This is a genomic window from Gordonia sp. (in: high G+C Gram-positive bacteria), assembly GCF_047600565.1.
Classification (GTDB): Bacteria; Actinomycetota; Actinomycetes; order Mycobacteriales; family Mycobacteriaceae; genus Gordonia.
The window spans coordinates 1,917,010-1,932,551 of the sequence record NZ_JASGKN010000001.1; the positions used below are offsets into that span (position 1 = coordinate 1,917,010).

A 15,542-nucleotide genomic window follows, 5' to 3' on the forward strand; every position below is an offset into this window, starting at 1 on the left:
GTGGACAACCCGGACACACCGTGTGCACGGCCGCCGGCCACCCACGGTCATCAACGATGTACTGCATTGATGAGCCAACCCATCACCGACTACCCACTCGATCGACACGGACTGATCCGGCGCGACGCCGTCCTGCGTGTCGGTATCTCCGACGACCAGCTCGCAGCCGCCGTCCGCGCCGGCGACCTGGTCCGTCTGACCCGTGGCGTCTTCATGGCGGCCCAGCCACCGGCCGTCGCCCGCACCAGCGAAGGCCGCGCCGAGCGCTACCGGCTGACCTGCATCGCGGGTGCCACGTCTTCCCGCGCCGGCGACGCACCGCTCAGCCACCAGTCCGCGGCAGCGGTGCACGGCCTGCCGCTGTTGAAACCGTCGTATGCCGCCGTGCACGTCATCAAGCACGGGAGGGGCGGCAGCTCCCTCAAATCCGGCCGATACCGGCACTGCGGTCACCTGACCGATCGCGACATCGTCGAGATCGATGGCGTCCGTGTGACGAGCCTGCTGCGCACTGCGATCGACGTGGCTTGCGCCGGAGGTTTCGCGCAGGCACTCACCGCCGTCGACGGCGCGCTGCGCAGAGGGGTCACGCACAGCGAACTCGACGATGCGATCCGTGGACAGATGACCGGGGTGCGGATCGCACGGCGGGCCGTCGAACACGGTGACGGTCTCTCCGCGTCGGTCGGCGAATCGTGGAGCCGAGCCCAGATGATCGAGGCCGGCCTTCCCTCCGCGGTGTTGCAGCGCGAGTACTTCCTCGAAGGGCACCAGCAGTCACCGGACTTCGATTGGGATGGCCGTCTGGTCGGCGAATTCGACGGTCACATCAAGTACAAGGGCGTGCTCCGGCCCGGAGAATCGCCCCACGAGGCGGTGATCCGGGAGAAGGAGCGCGAGGACCGGTTCCGTCGTGCGGGCATCCAGGTGGTCCGCTGGACGTGGCGGGTCCTGGAGAATGGCGGCCTGATCCCGCTGCTTCACGGATGGATGACTCACGCCGGCGTCCGGACGTCCTGACGCCTGCCGGTTGCGAGTCGCTGCCTGCCGACTTCGTGTCCGCTCGCCCAGCCGAGGAGGCGGACACGAAGTGAGCGGCGAAGCGTCAGCGCGGGGGCGGCGGCGCCTGCGGGCGCGGACCGGCAGGACCCCCTGCGCCCGGAGGGGGCGGCGGACCCGCGGGACCCGGCCGCGGCGGCATAGGCGGCCGCGGCCCACGACCCACCGGACCCGGCGGCGGGCCCTGCGGAGGCATCGGCGGACGCACCGGACCGGGATGGAACGGGCCACGCGGACCACGACCCCCCGGCGGCACGGGCCGGGCCGGCGACACCGCATGCTTGTCGGTCTTCGGGGCGTCGAGCTCCGGCAGAGACACCTCCGGCACCTCGTCGTCGGCACCCAACGGCACCACGCGGGCCGCGGCCTGAGTGGCGTGACGCCGCGCGGTGTCGATATCCCGGGCGGTGGCCGTCGCGACCCCCATGCGGCGCTTGGCGAAACTCTCCGGCTTACCGAACAGACGCAGGTCGACGGCGGGATCGGCGAGAGCAGCGGCGACCCCCGCGAACCGGATCGCCTCCTCGTCGTGCTGCCCGTAGATCACCGCAGACGCACCGGGCGAAAGCAGGTCGACGGTCACCGGCAGTCCGAGGACGGCGCGGGCGTGCAGCTCGAACTCGCTGAGCCGCTGCGTGGCCATGGTGACCAGACCGGTGTCGTGCGGACGCGGACTGACCTCCGAGAAGAACACCTCGTCACCCTTGACGAACAGCTCCACACCGAAGATTCCACGGCCGCTCACGTCGACCGGGGTCTCGGCCTCGTCGGCGAGTTCGCCGTCTCCTTTCGACGAGCTCAAGGAGCGTTCGGAGCCGTCGGAGCGTTCTGAACCGTCGGAGCGTTCGGAACCGTCGGCGGGTTCGGAGTCGTCGGAAGGTTCGGTGCCGCCGGAAGGTTCGGTGCCGTCGGAAGGTTCGGCGTCGCGGCCCATCGCGGTGGCGATGCGCGCAGCGATCGACTTGGCGGCACCGTACGCGGCCTCGCTCATCGGCTGCGGCTGCCAGCTCTCCACGTAATCGCCGCTCTCCTGGCGGTGCCCGATCGGTTCACAGAAGTAGGTGGCGAGTTCACCGGTCGACGGATCGACGGCCCGCACGGTCAGCAGGGTGATCTCGTAGTCGAAGTCGATGAACTTCTCCACGATCACCCGTTCGGAGCTGACGCGGCCGCCGGTCATCGCGGTCTCCCAGGCCGCCGCCACATCGTCCTCGCCGCGCAGCACCGACTGGCCCTTGCCCGACGACGACATGATCGGCTTCACCACGCACGGATAGCCGACACGGAAGGCCGCCGACCGCAGTTCCTCCTCCGATTCAGCGAACAGGTATGCCGACGTCGGCAGTCCGAGCTCCTCGTCGGCGAGGCGACGGATCCGTTCCCGGTTCAACGTGGCCGAGACGGCTTTGGCGCTCGGGATCACTTCGGCGATCCCCTCGGCCTCCACCTCTTCGAGCGCGTCGGTCGCGATGGCCTCGATCTCGGGCAGCACGAACCGCGGCTTGTGCTTGTCGATGACGGCGCGGACCTGGGCGGGATCGGTCATGTCGATCACCTCGGCGGCGTGCGCCACCTGATGGGCCGGAGCGTTCGCGTAACGGTCGACGGCGATCACCTCGACGCCGAGACGCTGGAAGGCGATCGTGACCTCTTTGCCGAGTTCACCGGACCCGAGCAGCATCACCTTGACCGAGGTCGGAGACAGCGGGGTGCCGAGAACGTCGACGGGGCCGGAGACGGGATCTGTCGTCATTCCGCGCAGTCTACTGATCGACGGGCTGCAGCGATCCGTCGTCGAGCTTCTCCGCGGTCCCGTCCGGCCGGGCGTGCGGAATGATCCGCGCCGCGTACAGCGTGGTCTCCTCGTCGCGGCCGCGCAGCACCTGCGCGGTCATCTTCTTCCACCGGGTGGCCTCCGACGAGGCGGCCGCCTTCACGGCCCGCTCGGACGCCCACGGCCGCCGCGGATCGGCCTTGGCGAGCTCGGAGATGCGGGCGCTCTCGTTCACCGGATCGCCGATCACCGTGTACTCGAACCGCTCCTCGGCGCCGACGTTGCCGGCCACCACCGGGCCGTAGCTGACGCCGATCCCGGCCTTGAGTTCGGGCACCTCGAGGGTGAGCCGGTTGGCGATCTCGCGGGCGGCGGCCAGGGCGGCGCCCGCCGGATCGTCGATGGTGATGGGGGCGCCGAAGATGGACAGCACCGCGTCGCCCTCGAACTTGTTGACCAGGCCGTGGTTGTGGTCGGTGGCCTCGACGATCACCTGGAAGAACCGGTTCAGCAGTTCCACCACCTCGGTCGGGGTGCGTTTGGTGGCGATCTCGGTGGAGCCGATGACGTCGACGAAGACGACCGCGACCGTCTTCTCCGCACCGCCCAGCCGGGCGTCGCCGCTGATGGCGGCCGCGGCCACGTCCTGGCCGACGTGCCGGCCGAAGAGGTCCCGGAGACGTTCCTGCTCGCGCAGGCTCGACACCATGTTGTTGAAGCCGAACTGCAGTTCCCCGAGTTCGGAGGCGTCGTAGACCACCAGGTCGACGTCCGGTCCGACGTCGCCCTCACGCACCTTGGCCATACCGGTGCGGACACTGCGCACCGGTCCGGTGATGCCCCAGGCGAACAGGATCACCGACAGCAGCCCCACCGCGGCGGCCACCCCGGTCAGCACCGTCACCGACACGAACATGCTCAGCCGGGAGGTCTCGGAGTTGAAGTAGGCGAAGATGACGACCAGGAAGATCCCGAGCAGCGGGATCCCGGTGCCCACCACCCACGACATGATGGCCCGCGAACGCATCGAGCTGCCGCGCCAGCCGAAGCCGGCCTGCAGGATGCGCGCCGCCACCGGCCGCAGCAGGATGTCGGTGAGCAGACTGGAGATGGCGACCACCACCAGCCCGGACATCTCGGTCACCAGGATGACTTTGAGGATCAGGTTCGGGTCGTGCAGCCCGTACAGGAGCGAGAGGAGAGCGGCACCACCCGTCCACAGCGCGAACTGCAGGATCAGCAGGCGCCGCAGCGCCCGCCGGGTGCGTTTGACGTCGGCGGCGGTGGGCACCTGATCGTTGATGGACCAGCGCAGTGCACGGACCACGATCATCGTGCCGAGCGCGACGCCGACGACCAGCGCGACCAGCGCGTACACCGGGATGGCGATGAAGTTGACCGCCCACAGGTCACGGCGCAGGAACGAGGGTTCCGGAATGCCGACCGCACCGAGGGCGACCGCGATGACGATGCCGATCGTGTTGGCCAGCACCAGAGCTCCGGTCAGCAGGATCTGGACCCGGACGCGAAGCTTGGTGCCGCTCTCGTCCGCCGATCCCAGAAGGATCGACCCGTAGTCCCTGCTGATCCGGGGCGACACGGCCCAGATCACACGATCTCGCGTCGCACGATCGTCTGATCGCGGCCCGGGCCGACACCGATGCACGACATGTACGCGCCGGACAGTTCCTCCAGCCGCAGGATGTAGTCCTGCGCCTTGGTCGGCAGCTCCTCGAAGGTGCGGGCGCCGGAGATGTCTTCGTCCCAGCCCGGCATGGTCTCGTACACCGGCTGCGCGTGATGGAAGTCGGTCTGCGTCATCGGCATCTCGTTGAATCGGGTGCCGTCGACGTCGTAGGCGACGCAGATCGGCACTTCGTCGAGTCCCGACAGCACATCCAGCTTGGTCAGGAAGTAGTCGGTGATGCCGTTGACGCGGGTCGCGTACCGCGCGATCACGGCGTCGAACCAGCCGCAACGACGGGCGCGGCCGGTGGTGACACCCACCTCGCCGCCGGTGGTCGCGAGGTATTCACCCCACTTGTCGTGCAACTCGGTCGGGAACGGCCCCGAACCGACACGGGTCGTGTACGCCTTCAGGATGCCCAGCACCGTGGTGATCTTGGTGGGGCCGATGCCCGAGCCGACCGAGGCGCCGCCGGCCGTCGGATTCGACGACGTCACATACGGGTAGGTGCCGTGGTCGACGTCCAGCAGCGTGCCCTGCGAGCCTTCCAGGAGGACGGTCTCGCCCTGTTCGAGCGCCCGGTTGAGCATCAGCCGGGTGTCGCCGATGCGGTGCTTGAAGCCTTCCGCCAGCTCCAGGGTGTCGTCGACCACCTGCTGCGGATCCAGGCCGTTGCGGTTGTAGATCTTGGTGAGGATCTGGTTCTTGATCTCGAGTGCCGCCTCCACCTTCTCGGTGAGGATCTTCTCGTCGAGGACGTCCTGGGCGCGCACGCCGACGCGGGCGATCTTGTCCTGGTAGCAGGGACCGATGCCGCGGCCGGTGGTGCCGATCTTGCTGTTGCCCAGAAAACGCTCGGTCACCTTGTCGATGGCCACGTGGTACGGCATCAGCAGGTGCGCGTCCGCGGAGATGTACAGCTTGGAGGTGTCGACGTCGCGGTCCTCGAGACCCTTCAGCTCGCTGAGCAGAACACTCGGATCGACGACGACACCGTTCGCGATCACGTTGTTGACGCCGGGGGTGAGGATGCCGGACGGGATCAGATGGAGCGCGAAGCTCTCACCGTTCGGCAGGACCACCGTGTGGCCGGCGTTGTTGCCGCCCTGATACCGGACGACCCATTGCAGCTTCTCTCCCAGGAGATCGGTCGCCTTACCCTTGCCCTCGTCTCCCCATTGGGCGCCGATAAGCACAATCGCAGCCATGTCAGGTGCTCCTCCTATTCGGCACAACCCTACTGGGTGGCAGCCGGATATACCCTAATCCGGTGCCATTCTCCGTGATCGTCCCACCGCCCGCAGGCGCGGAAGCGGCCGCGTTGTCGCGCGCGGTGACGGCCGCCGTCGCCGACCCGTCGACGACGCGTCTGATCGTCGCGCCCGGCTCCGCCCCCGACGCGGACCCGGACGTCTTCCTGTCGAAGGTGGTGGGCGTGCTGATGCGGCACGAACGCCTGGACGTCGAGATCGGGTACGCGGCACCGGGACCGACGCGGGCGACCCGGGTCTACGGTCTGCCGCACGGCGATGCGGCACGCACCCTCGCCGAGCACGGCGAGGCGCAGACGCTGCCGTTGATCCGCGACGACGCCGCCGAGGTCTTGGTCGGCCGTGCGCGGCATCTCGGTTCCGGTGGCGCCAAGCTGCACGGCGAGACCTACGTCGACTCCGAGCGCCTGTTCGACGGTGAGGTGCGTGGCGTCGAGATCGAACCGCTCCCCCACGAACCGGGCGTCCGTGCCCGACTGGAGAAGGGCGCCCTCCGCGCCCTGAGCCCGTCCCGATCCTTGAGCTTGTCCCGATCCTGGAGCTCGTCGAAAGGATGGCTCGAAGGGGCGCGCTGCGCAGACCGGCGGCACCAACCTGGTCGTCGAACGCGAAGGCGTCCTTTCTGCCCGGGTGGTCAAACGCTCCACCTTCTACCGTCATCACCTCGACTGGAAGCTGGTGCGCCCGTGACCGCCACGACCCCCGCCGTGCAAGCCCTCAAATCGGTCCGGCCCGGACCGGTGTTCCTCGGCCTGGTGGCCGCGGCCGCCGTCGGCGTGGTCCTGCTGGTGCGGACCGGGGACGACCGGAGTTCGGCGGCCGCGATCGGCGGCGCCGTCCTGCTGGTCCTGTCGGGCTGGGTGGTGTCGCTGTCGCTGCACGAGTTCGCGCACGCCTTCACCGCCTTCCGGTACGGCGACCGCGGTGTCGAGACCAGCGGCTACCTCACCTTGAACCCGCTCAAATACACCCATCCGGGACTGTCGATCGGGCTGCCGCTGCTGATCATCCTGATGGGCGGCATCGGTTTTCCCGGCGGCGCGGTCTACCTGCACACGGCCGGCTTCACCAAGGCGCAGCGCACCAAGGTCTCGCTCGCCGGACCGGCCACCAATCTGGTGCTGGGCGCGATCCTGCTGATCGTCGTGCACCTGATCGAGAAGCCGGACACGGAAGCATTCAACCAGTCGAACCTGGTGGTGACCCTGGCCATGCTCGGGTTCCTGCAGATCACCGCGGCGGTGCTGAACATCATCCCGATGCCCGGCTTCGACGGCTACGGCGCGATCGAGCCGTACCTGTCTCCGGAGACCCGCCGCAGTGCCGCGAAGATCGCCCCGTACGGGTTCCTGATCGTGTTCGCGGTCATCTGGATCCCCGCGGTCAACGACGTCTTCTTCCGGCTCCTCTACGACATCGCCGGCCTGTTCGGCGTCGGCGCCGACGTCATCTGGCAGGGCTGGAACCTGTTCCTGTTCTGGCGCTGAGCGCCGCTGCCCACCCCTTCCCGCGCCCCTTCGTCGCACTACTGCCCCGTATAGCGTTCGTCGCTGCGAAATACGCGACGAGCAGCGCTATACGGGGCAGTAGGGACAAAAGGGTGCGCCGTCGGGCGCACCGGAGGCGGGAGGCTAGCGGTTCTGCGGCTGGGTGACGGTGTAGGTCAGACGTGCCTGACCGTCGACGGTCGCACCGACGACGCTCACCTCGTGCGCGTCGTTGGCCAGGGTCGCCATGCGCACCTCCGACTTGGCGTTGCCGTCGGAGTTGACCTCGGTGTAGCCCGCGTCGGTCAGCTTGGTGACCGCGTCGTCGAAGCTGGTGGCGGTGGCATCGGCCACCTGCACGCCGCTGCCGCCGTCGGACCCGGTCCACGGAATGAACTGGGTGCCGACGACGGGGATGTCGCTCGGGAAGTCGGACGGCAGGCTCGAGGAGGCCTCGCCCTTGGAAACGTTGGGAAGATCGCTCATGGTTCCATCCTCGCGCACACCGGCTACCAGGTCAGCGGTTCGCAGCATTTTCCGTCGCCGGCGGGATCCACCTGGACCGTCGCGTGCGCGAGTCCGTGCTCGGTGAGGATCTGCCGGGTGTCGGCGAGGACGCGCGCGTACTCGTCGGGCTCGTCGGTGGCCACGTGCACGGTGGCGACGTCCATGCCGGTGGTCAGGCTCCAGACGTGCAGGTCGTGGACGTCGGTGACGCCGGGGACCGATTCGAGGTCGCCACGCAGCTCGGTGAGGTCGACGTGGTCGGGGGCCTGCTGGTTGAGGATCTTGAGGGCGTCGAGGGCCAGCCGGATCGCACGCGGAACCACCCAGAGGGCGATGGCGACGGCGACGATGATGTCGGCGTACGGCCAGCCGGTGGTCATCATGACGACGCCGGCGATCAGGACGCCGACACTGCCGAGAGCGTCGGCCAGGACCTCCATGTAGGCACCGCGCACCGCGATCGACCCCTGGGCGTCGGAGCGCAGCAGCAGCATGACGACCAGGTTGACCAGCAGGCCGATCAGCGCGACCACGATCATCGTGCCGCCCGAGCCGTCGGGGGCGCCGTCCCGGAGTCGTTCGACGGCCTCGTAGAGGATGAAGACGCCGACGACGATGAGCAGGACGGCGTTGACGACGGCGGTGAACACTTCGGCGCGGTACCAGCCGAAGCTGCGGCCGTCGGTGACGCGGCCGTGCCGGGCGAGCAGCAGTGCCGACAGGCCCATGGCGAGCGCGACGACGTCGGTCAGCATGTGTCCGGCGTCGGCGATCAGTGCGAGCGAGTCGATCGCGAAGCCGGTGACCAGCTCGACCACGAAGTAGGCGCCGATGAGTCCCACGGCGACCGCCATCGGCCAGATACGGCGCTGCGCACCGGCGGCCAGGTCGGCGGCGGTGGGGCCGTGCGAGTGGCCGTCGTGCGAGTGACCGTCGTGGCCGTGTGATTCGCCCATGGAAAGAATCTATGCGCGACTGCGCATAGATGACAAGAGGGTGAGGGTCACCTCACAGGCTGTTTACATCGCCAGAGGCTCGTCGCCGGGCACCGACCAGACCTCGGCGGCGTCGATCACCGACAGCCCGAGAACCCCGCACACGGCGACGACCGTGCCGAAGCTCGGCGTCGAGATCCGTCCGACCTCGATCTTCCGCAGCGTCTCCGGTGAGATTCCGGCCGCGGAGGCCACCGACTCCAGGTCGCGGCCGGCCCTGGCGTGCCGGATGAGGGCACCGAGACGGCAACCGGCGGCGATCTGTTCCGGGGTGAGCGGCACGCGAACCATGCGTCGATTGTAGCGGTATTTCTGTACCGGAATTTCCTGTTACTGTTTCGGTATTAGAATACCGAGCCGGTTATGTGAGGACCATCGATGATCGAACTGAAGACACCCGCCGAGATCGAGAAGATGGCCGTCACCGGCCGCTTCGTCGCCTCGGTGCTGCGCGAGATGACCGAGCGCGCCGAGCCGGGCGTCAACCTCCTCGACCTCGAACAGCGGGCGCGCGACATGGTCGCCGAGCGCGGCGCCCAGTCCTGCTACTGGGACTACGCTCCGTCGTTCGGCGAGGGACCGTTCCGCAACGTCATCTGCCTCTCGGTCAACGACGCCGTCCTGCACGGCAAACCGTTCGACTACACGCTCGCCGACGGCGACGTCCTCACCTGTGACTTCGCCGTCCTCATCGACGGCTGGGCGGCCGACGCCGCCGTCACCGTGCAGGTGGGCGATCAGACTCCGGACGTGACCGCACTGATCGACTCCACCCGCCGCGCCCTGGCCGCCGCTATCGCGCAAGCAAAGCCCGGCAACCGGCTCGGCGACGTGTCCGCCGCGATCGGGGCCGTCGCACGCCAGGACGGCTACCCGGTGAACACCGATTTCGGCGGCCACGGCATCGGGCGAGAGATGCACGGCGACCCGCACATCCCCAACCGCGGACGGCCCGGAAAGGGGTTGCCGTTGCGTGCCGGCCTGACCTTGGCGATCGAACCGTGGTGGGGCATGGGCACCGACCGGCTGGTGACCGACCCGGACGGCTGGACGCTCCGGCTGGCCGACGGCAAGCCCGGCGCGCACTCCGAACACACCGTCGCGATCACCGACGACGGACCGCGGATCCTGACCGTCGAAGACTGACCGTTCCCCCGCCGCCCTACTCCCCCGTATAGCGATGCTCGCGCGCGTATGCGCGACGACGACGCCTATCCGGGGAGCCTGGGACAGCGGCGAGCGGCGACTCAGTCCAGACGCAGCTGGGCGATCGCGGACTCGCGCTTGAGGCCCGCCACCATCAGCATGTCGACCAGGATCGATCGGAGCTCGACGAGCAGGGCCAGTTCGGAGATGTCGCCGCCGTCGGCGATGGCCTCCCGGGCCGCGGCCACCGCGGGACGGGCCGACCGCACGATCGAGCGCAGCACCCGGGCCGCGTCGGCGCCGTCCGGATAGCCTCCGGGCGGGGCCAGCATCATCTCGCGCAGCACGTCGAAGCCCTCCGGCAGCGACTCGATCAGGCTGATCACCGCCGGCTCCACCTGCACGCCGCGCTGAGTCAGACCCCGGGCGCGGCGGGAACACACGCGGAAGTTGCGCATGGCGTTGTCGATCGGATCGCCTGCGTCGGCGATCCGCTTCAACCGGGGCCGCTGCCCCCAATACAGCGGCGACATCGCCGCCACGTCGCGGCCGGCGCGCATGTCGTTGTGCATGGCGTCGATGTGCGCCTGCGTGGCCCGGGCATCCTTGAGCACGTCGCCGACGCCTTCGACGTCCTGCGACCGCAACGACGCCGCCAGTTCACGGGACAGGTCGCGCAGCGTGGTCAGGACACCCGCGGCGTCACGCCGCGCGCGCAGAGTCGGATTCACCGGCATCAGCGCGGCGATCAGCAGGCCCAGACCCCCACCGATCACGGCGTCGAAGGCCCGCTCGTAGGTGGCCGATCCGCCCGGCGGAATGAGGGTGGCGACCAGGATCGCCGAGGACGCCGCCTGATTGACCGCCAGCACGGCACCGTCGGCGAACACGGCGACGGCCATCGCGATCGCCACCACCACACTGATCTGCCACGCGCCCGAACCGATCAGCGAGACGACGACGTCGCCGATGATGATGCCGATGATGACGCCGCCGACCAGCTCGATCGCGCGGCGCCACCGCTTGTTGAGGGCCACGCCGAGCGAGATGACCGCGGCGATCGGGGCGAAGAACGGGCGGTTGTGGTGCAGCACGTCGTGCGCCACGAACCAGGCCAGGCCCGCCGCGATCGCGCACTGCAGGATCGGCAGCGCCGACAAGCCGAGCCGGCGGATCCGCTTCTGGACCGCGGCCGGAAACCGGTTGATCAGCGACGAGCGACGGGCCCGGAGACGCTCGGCCGCCAGGCGGCGCTGGTCGGGGTCGATCGGCATGGGGTTGCGATCAGTCCAGACCGAGTTCGGCGACGGCGCGCGGATCGCTGTCGTTCAGCAGATCCAGGCAACGCACGTATTCGTCCTCTTCGCCGATGAGCTGCGCGGCGCGGGCCAGTGCACCGACGCAGCGCAGGAAACCCCGGTTCGGTTCGTGGCTCCACGGCACCGGGCCGTAGCCCTTCCAGCCGTGGCGGCGCAGCTGATCGAGGCCGCGGTGGTAGCCGGTGCGGGCGTAGGCGTAGCCGGCGACCGCGCGCGACAGATCGGGGTCGGGTGCGGCGACTCCGTCGAGCGCCGCCTCGGCCAGATACGCCCACGCGATGGAGGCGGAAGGATGTTCGGAGGCGACGGCCGCCGGATCCGCTCCGTCGCGGAGATCGGCCTCCGCCTCGTCGTCTCCGGTCAGCAGGGTCGGCTGCGGGCCGAGCAGATCACCGAAAGAAGTCATCCTGTCATTCAATCACTCCGGTTGGCCGTCCCGGCTTCACCCTGGTCAGCGGAATTCGATACTCTGACGGGCGCGCCTGATGACGGGCGCCACAACCACCTCACGTCAGGATCTATCCCACGATGTCGACTTCGGACAACGACACCCCCGCCAACGAGAAGGCCGGCGCCGTCAAGAAGGTCGTCGACGCTTTCCGCGACCGTCGGGACGGCAACGTTCCCGTCGAGGAGACTCCGGGCGATTCCGGCGACGAGACCTCGGTGATCAAGCTGGACCCGGGCCAGACGCCCGGCGGCGGCGACTCCGAGACGCCCACCAAAGCATTCAAGATTCCCACCACTTCCGAGAAGACGGAGAACGCAGTGACCGACGCCGATGGCGACATCAACGAAGAAACCGTGGTCGAGCTGGACGGTGACGGCAAGGCCGAGGCCGCCGCTCCCCGCCCGGACGTCGACGCCCCCGACGCCGACTCGCTGAAGCGCGCGGACATCAGCGAGCAGGACGTGCCTCTGGACGACGACGCCGCGACCGGCAAGGGCACGGCCGCCAAGGCCGCAGCCGCCGGTGCCGCCGGAGCCGCTGCCGCCGGAGCCGCCGCGAAGGCCGCCGCCGATGACGCCGACGACGCGAAGCCGGCCAAGAAGGCCCCCGCGAAGAAGGCCGCCGCCAAGAAGACAGCGGCTAAGAAGACGGCCGCGAAGAAGACCGCGGCCAAGAAGACCACGGCGAAGAAGACCACCGCCAAGAAGACCACCGCCGCGAAGAAGACCGCGTCGAAGACCGCCGCCGCCAAGGCGAAGGCCGCCGAGGCCAAGGACAAGGTCGAAGAGAAGGCCGAGTCCCTCAAGGACAAGGTGGAGGCCAAGGCCACCGAGCTGAAGGACGACGTCGAGAAGAAGATCGACGACGCCAAGGGCAAGGACGCCAAGGGCGACGCGAAGGCTGATGCGAAGGCCGCCGCCGACGAGCAGGCCAAGCTGGCCGCCGAGACCGAGGCCTCGGTCAAGAGCGCCCCGCTCGAGGTCAAGGGTGCCGGCACCGATGTCGTCGACGAGGCCGAGGATGCCGCGGCCGACGTCAAGGACGACACCGAGACCGCGGTCGAGGGCGACGCGAAGACCGAGAAGCTCGAGGTCCCGACCACCAAGATTCCGAAGGCCAAGTCTGCTGCCGCCGCCGCCGTGGGCGCGGCCGCCGCGGCCGGCGCCAAGGCCAAGTCCGGTGCCGACAAGGTGGAGGACGCCACCAAGTCCGGCGCCGACAAGGTCAAGGACAAGGTCGAGGCCGAAGCCGACAAGCTGCGCGGCAAGGACAAGGCCGCACCGCAGACCGTCGGCGGTGCCGAGGTCGCACCGAAGAAGAAGCGCGGATGGCGCAAGTGGCTGTGGATCGTGCTGGCCGTGCTGGCCGTCGTGGTGATCGCCGGCCTGCTGTGGTGGCTGCTGACCGCCAACTCGGCGCAGGGCAAGGCCGCCAGCGCTGCCAAGGACTACCAGAACGCGATGGAGAAGGGCGATCTCGCCGCGCTCCGCGACATCACCTGCGGTGACAAGAACAAGGAGTACCAGAGCGTCTCCGACGCGGACTTCAGCAAGGCCTACGAGTCGCAGAAGGCCCGCGGCCAGCTGCTCTCGTTCGCGGACATCAAGGCCGTGAACGTCAACGGCGACACCGCGCAGGTGGGCGTCGAGGTGAAGGATTCCGGCGACGCGTCCAAGTCGACGGTCGCGCAGCTGACCCTGCACAAGGTCGACGGCAAGTGGAAGGTGTGCGACAAGCCCTGACGGGCCGCCGCTCCCCGAGCAAGAGAGAAGCCCGGCAACCGATTCACTCGGTTGCCGGGCTTCTTCGCTCGCTGAGCCTGTCGAAGCGAGCGGACTCCTTTCGACAAGCTCAAGGAGCGTGGGGACAGCTCAAGGCGCGTAGGAGCCGGAGCGGCGGGCTCAGGAAGCGCTGATGGACTTGCCGGCCGACTTGAGGTCGTTGCAGGCCTCGACGACGCGCGCAGACATGCCGGCCTCCGCCTTCTTCAGGTAGCTGCGCGGGTCGTAGACCTTCTTGTCGCCCACCTCGCCGTCGATCTTCAGGACACCGTCGTAGTTGGTGAACATGTGGCCGACGACCGGGCGGGTGAACGCGTACTGGGTGTCGGTGTCGACGTTCATCTTCACGACGCCGTAGCTCAGCGACTCCTCGATCTCACTCTTCTCCGAGCCGGAGCCGCCGTGGAACACGAAGTCGAACGGCTTGGCGCCGTCACCGAGGCCGGCGAGCTTGGCGGCGGCCTGCTGGCCGTCGTTCAGCACCGACGGCTTCAGCTTCACGTTGCCCGGCTTGTAGACGCCGTGCACGTTGCCGAAGGTGGCGGCCAGCAGGTACTGGCCGTTCTCGCCGGTGCCGAGGGCCTTCACGGTCTTCTCGAAGTCTTCGACGGAGGTGTACAGCTTGTCGTTGATCTCGGCCTCGACGCCGTCCTCTTCGCCGCCCACGACACCGATCTCCACTTCGAGGATGATCTTCGCCTTGTGGGCGAGGGCGAGGAGTTCCTTGGCGATCTCCAGGTTCTCGTCGATCGGGATGGCCGAGCCGTCCCACATGTGCGACTGGAACAGCGGGTTCTGACCGTTGTCGACACGCTCCTGCGAGATGGCCAGCAGCGGACGGACGTAGGTGTCGAGCTTGTCCTTCGGGCAGTGGTCGGTGTGCAGGGCGATGGTGACGTCGTACTTGTCGGCGATGACGTGCGCGAACTCGGCGAGTGCGACCGCGCCGGTCACCATGTCCTTGACGCCGAGACCGGAGGCGAACTCGGCGCCGCCGGTCGAGAACTGGATGATGCCGTCGCTGCCGGCGTCGGCGAAGCCCTTGATGGCGGCGTTGACGGTCTCCGACGAGGTGCAGTTGATGGCCGGGAAGGCGTAGCCGCCCTCCTTGGCCTTCGTGAACATCTCGGCGTACTGCTCGGGAGTGGCGATGGGCATCTGGTTGTCCTCCAACCGATCTTCGATGAACGCGCGGTTCGCACGGGTCTCACAGGGTCATGAACAGTATGGCAAGTGGGCGACCCGCTCATCCGATTCGGGCACCCTCAGCCGGTTCTCAGCGGCTCGCCGGTAGCCTTTCGGCTGTGAACTACTTGGCCATGGCCCACACCGACGTCGTCGCCCTGCCCGGAATCCTCGATCCGTTCAACGTGATCGGCTGGTTCGGTCCGTGGGCGTTCTGGGGACTTCTGCTGGTGGTCCTCATCGAGTCCGGCGTCCTGTTCCCGGTGCTGCCGGGCGACTCGCTGCTGTTCGTGGCGGGTCTGCTCGCCGCCAACACGGCCACCGAGCATGCGCAGCAGGTGGCGGACGCGCACTTCAATCTGTGGGCGCTGCTGATCGGGGTGCCGATCGCCGCGATCATCGGCGGTCAGATCGGCTACTGGATCGGTCGCTTCATCGGCGTCGAGATGTTCAGACCGGATGCCCGCTTCCTGAAGCAGCGTTACCTCGACGAGGCGCACGAGTTCTTCGAGAAGCACGGCCCGATCACCATCTTCCTGGCCCGCTTCGTGCCGATCGTGCGCACCCTGGCGCCGATCGTCGCCGGCTCGGCCCGCATGAAGTTCTCGGTCTTCACCATCTACAACGTGGTGGGCGCGATCGTGTGGGGCGCGGGCATCACGCTGCTCGGCTACTGGCTGGGCCAGTTCGAGATCGTGCAGAAGCTGATCGAGCCGATCTTCATCCTGATCGTCTTAGTGTCGGTGCTGCCGATGGTGTTCGAGGCGATCCGTCGCCGCCGCAACAAGGGCGCCGAGGCCCCTGCCGGCACCGAGTGATCCGTCACTGACAGCTGATCCACAGCCGGCACCGGGGATATCTTGATCCGCCGGGGCCAGGC

At 68.4% G+C, this 15,542-nt stretch carries 14 protein-coding genes and 1 pseudogene; 6 read left to right on the forward strand and 9 right to left on the reverse strand.

Going from position 1 to position 15,542, the window contains the following annotated elements; all coding sequences use genetic code 11:
- Positions 1-69: 69 nt before the first annotated feature.
- Positions 70-1,020, forward strand: coding sequence for a type IV toxin-antitoxin system AbiEi family antitoxin domain-containing protein (locus QM774_RS09375; RefSeq protein ID WP_414975623.1), 951 nt, complete (start codon positions 70-72; stop codon positions 1,018-1,020).
- 85 nt (positions 1,021-1,105) lie between these two features.
- Here the strand turns inward: QM774_RS09375 and purT are convergent, their stop codons facing one another.
- From purT to QM774_RS09390, 3 genes are read right to left on the reverse strand one after another with little or no spacing between them, the layout of a single operon-like run.
- Positions 1,106-2,812: a formate-dependent phosphoribosylglycinamide formyltransferase gene (gene purT / locus QM774_RS09380; protein WP_414975624.1), complete on the reverse strand. Its 1,707-nt coding sequence runs from the start codon at positions 2,810-2,812 to the stop codon at positions 1,106-1,108.
- A 10-nt stretch (positions 2,813-2,822) separates the two neighbouring features.
- Positions 2,823-4,433 carry an adenylate/guanylate cyclase domain-containing protein gene (locus QM774_RS09385; protein ID WP_414975625.1) on the reverse strand — a complete coding sequence of 537 codons (1,611 nt, stop codon included), beginning with the start codon at positions 4,431-4,433 and terminating at the stop codon, positions 2,823-2,825.
- An 8-nt stretch (positions 4,434-4,441) separates the two neighbouring features.
- Positions 4,442-5,728: an adenylosuccinate synthase gene (locus QM774_RS09390; protein WP_414975626.1), complete on the reverse strand. Its 1,287-nt coding sequence runs from the start codon at positions 5,726-5,728 to the stop codon at positions 4,442-4,444.
- 62 nt (positions 5,729-5,790) lie between these two features.
- Here QM774_RS09390 and QM774_RS09395 point away from each other — a divergent pair.
- Together QM774_RS09395 and QM774_RS09400 are read left to right on the forward strand one after the other, a co-directional pair.
- Positions 5,791-6,481, forward strand: a pseudogene (locus tag QM774_RS09395) (hypothetical protein).
- Complete coding sequence (locus QM774_RS09400; protein ID WP_414975627.1) at positions 6,478-7,278, forward strand: site-2 protease family protein; 801 nt, start codon at positions 6,478-6,480, stop codon at positions 7,276-7,278. Before QM774_RS09395 ends, QM774_RS09400 begins: the two are co-directional and overlap by 4 nt.
- A 144-nt stretch (positions 7,279-7,422) precedes the next feature.
- Here the strand turns inward: QM774_RS09400 and QM774_RS09405 are convergent, their stop codons facing one another.
- The 3 genes from QM774_RS09405 to QM774_RS09415 all read right to left on the reverse strand — a co-directional run bounded on the left by QM774_RS09405 (position 7,423) and on the right by QM774_RS09415 (position 9,071).
- Complete coding sequence (locus QM774_RS09405; RefSeq protein WP_414975628.1) at positions 7,423-7,764, reverse strand: hypothetical protein; 342 nt, start codon at positions 7,762-7,764, stop codon at positions 7,423-7,425.
- A gap of 23 nt (positions 7,765-7,787) precedes the next feature.
- A complete protein-coding gene (locus QM774_RS09410; protein WP_414975629.1) occupies positions 7,788-8,741 on the reverse strand; it encodes a cation diffusion facilitator family transporter in 954 nt (317 codons plus the stop codon).
- Positions 8,742-8,804: 63 nt separating this feature from the next.
- Positions 8,805-9,071 carry a helix-turn-helix domain-containing protein gene (locus tag QM774_RS09415; RefSeq protein ID WP_414975630.1) on the reverse strand — a complete coding sequence of 89 codons (267 nt, stop codon included), beginning with the start codon at positions 9,069-9,071 and terminating at the stop codon, positions 8,805-8,807.
- Positions 9,072-9,158: 87 nt separating this feature from the next.
- Between QM774_RS09415 and map the strand changes: the two genes are divergently transcribed.
- Positions 9,159-9,926, forward strand: coding sequence for a type I methionyl aminopeptidase (gene map, locus QM774_RS09420; RefSeq protein WP_414975631.1), 768 nt, complete (start codon positions 9,159-9,161; stop codon positions 9,924-9,926).
- 101 nt (positions 9,927-10,027) lie between these two features.
- Here map and QM774_RS09425 read toward each other — a convergent pair whose 3' ends face one another.
- Positions 10,028-11,200 (reverse strand): FUSC family protein, encoded by a 1,173-nt coding sequence (locus QM774_RS09425; RefSeq protein WP_414975632.1) that lies wholly within the window; start codon positions 11,198-11,200, stop codon positions 10,028-10,030.
- 10 nt (positions 11,201-11,210) lie between these two features.
- Positions 11,211-11,651, reverse strand: a complete 441-nt coding sequence (locus QM774_RS09430; RefSeq protein ID WP_414975633.1) for a DUF3151 domain-containing protein — start codon at positions 11,649-11,651, stop codon at positions 11,211-11,213.
- Positions 11,652-11,773: 122 nt separating this feature from the next.
- On the opposite strand from QM774_RS09430, the gene QM774_RS09435 reads away from it, so the two are divergent.
- Positions 11,774-13,438: a hypothetical protein gene (locus tag QM774_RS09435; RefSeq protein WP_414975634.1), complete on the forward strand. Its 1,665-nt coding sequence runs from the start codon at positions 11,774-11,776 to the stop codon at positions 13,436-13,438.
- 159 nt (positions 13,439-13,597) lie between these two features.
- On the opposite strand, the gene fbaA is transcribed toward QM774_RS09435, so the two are convergent.
- Positions 13,598-14,635, reverse strand: a complete 1,038-nt coding sequence (fbaA, locus tag QM774_RS09440) for a class II fructose-bisphosphate aldolase (protein ID WP_414975635.1) — start codon at positions 14,633-14,635, stop codon at positions 13,598-13,600.
- A 161-nt stretch (positions 14,636-14,796) separates the two neighbouring features.
- Between fbaA and QM774_RS09445 the strand changes: the two genes are divergently transcribed.
- Positions 14,797-15,480 carry a DedA family protein gene (locus tag QM774_RS09445; RefSeq protein WP_414976631.1) on the forward strand — a complete coding sequence of 228 codons (684 nt, stop codon included), beginning with the start codon at positions 14,797-14,799 and terminating at the stop codon, positions 15,478-15,480.
- Positions 15,481-15,542: the final 62 nt, after the last annotated feature.

Bases quoted from the DNA above. Each gene is read 5' to 3' on its own strand.
- QM774_RS09375 (WP_414975623.1), top strand. From the start codon at position 70: ATGAGCCAACCCATCACCGACTACCCACTCGATCGACACGGACTGATC.
- purT (WP_414975624.1), bottom strand. From the start codon at position 2,812: ATGACGACAGATCCCGTCTCCGGCCCCGTCGACGTTCTCGGCACCCCG.
- QM774_RS09390 (WP_414975626.1), bottom strand. From the start codon at position 5,728: ATGGCTGCGATTGTGCTTATCGGCGCCCAATGGGGAGACGAGGGCAAG.
- QM774_RS09405 (WP_414975628.1), bottom strand. From the start codon at position 7,764: ATGAGCGATCTTCCCAACGTTTCCAAGGGCGAGGCCTCCTCGAGCCTG.
- QM774_RS09410 (WP_414975629.1), bottom strand. From the start codon at position 8,741: ATGGGCGAATCACACGGCCACGACGGTCACTCGCACGACGGCCACTCG.
- QM774_RS09415 (WP_414975630.1), bottom strand. From the start codon at position 9,071: ATGGTTCGCGTGCCGCTCACCCCGGAACAGATCGCCGCCGGTTGCCGT.
- map (WP_414975631.1), top strand. From the start codon at position 9,159: ATGATCGAACTGAAGACACCCGCCGAGATCGAGAAGATGGCCGTCACC.
- QM774_RS09425 (WP_414975632.1), bottom strand. From the start codon at position 11,200: ATGCCGATCGACCCCGACCAGCGCCGCCTGGCGGCCGAGCGTCTCCGG.
- QM774_RS09430 (WP_414975633.1), bottom strand. From the start codon at position 11,651: ATGACTTCTTTCGGTGATCTGCTCGGCCCGCAGCCGACCCTGCTGACC.
- QM774_RS09435 (WP_414975634.1), top strand. From the start codon at position 11,774: ATGTCGACTTCGGACAACGACACCCCCGCCAACGAGAAGGCCGGCGCC.
- fbaA (WP_414975635.1), bottom strand. From the start codon at position 14,635: ATGCCCATCGCCACTCCCGAGCAGTACGCCGAGATGTTCACGAAGGCC.
- QM774_RS09445 (WP_414976631.1), top strand. From the start codon at position 14,797: ATGGCCCACACCGACGTCGTCGCCCTGCCCGGAATCCTCGATCCGTTC.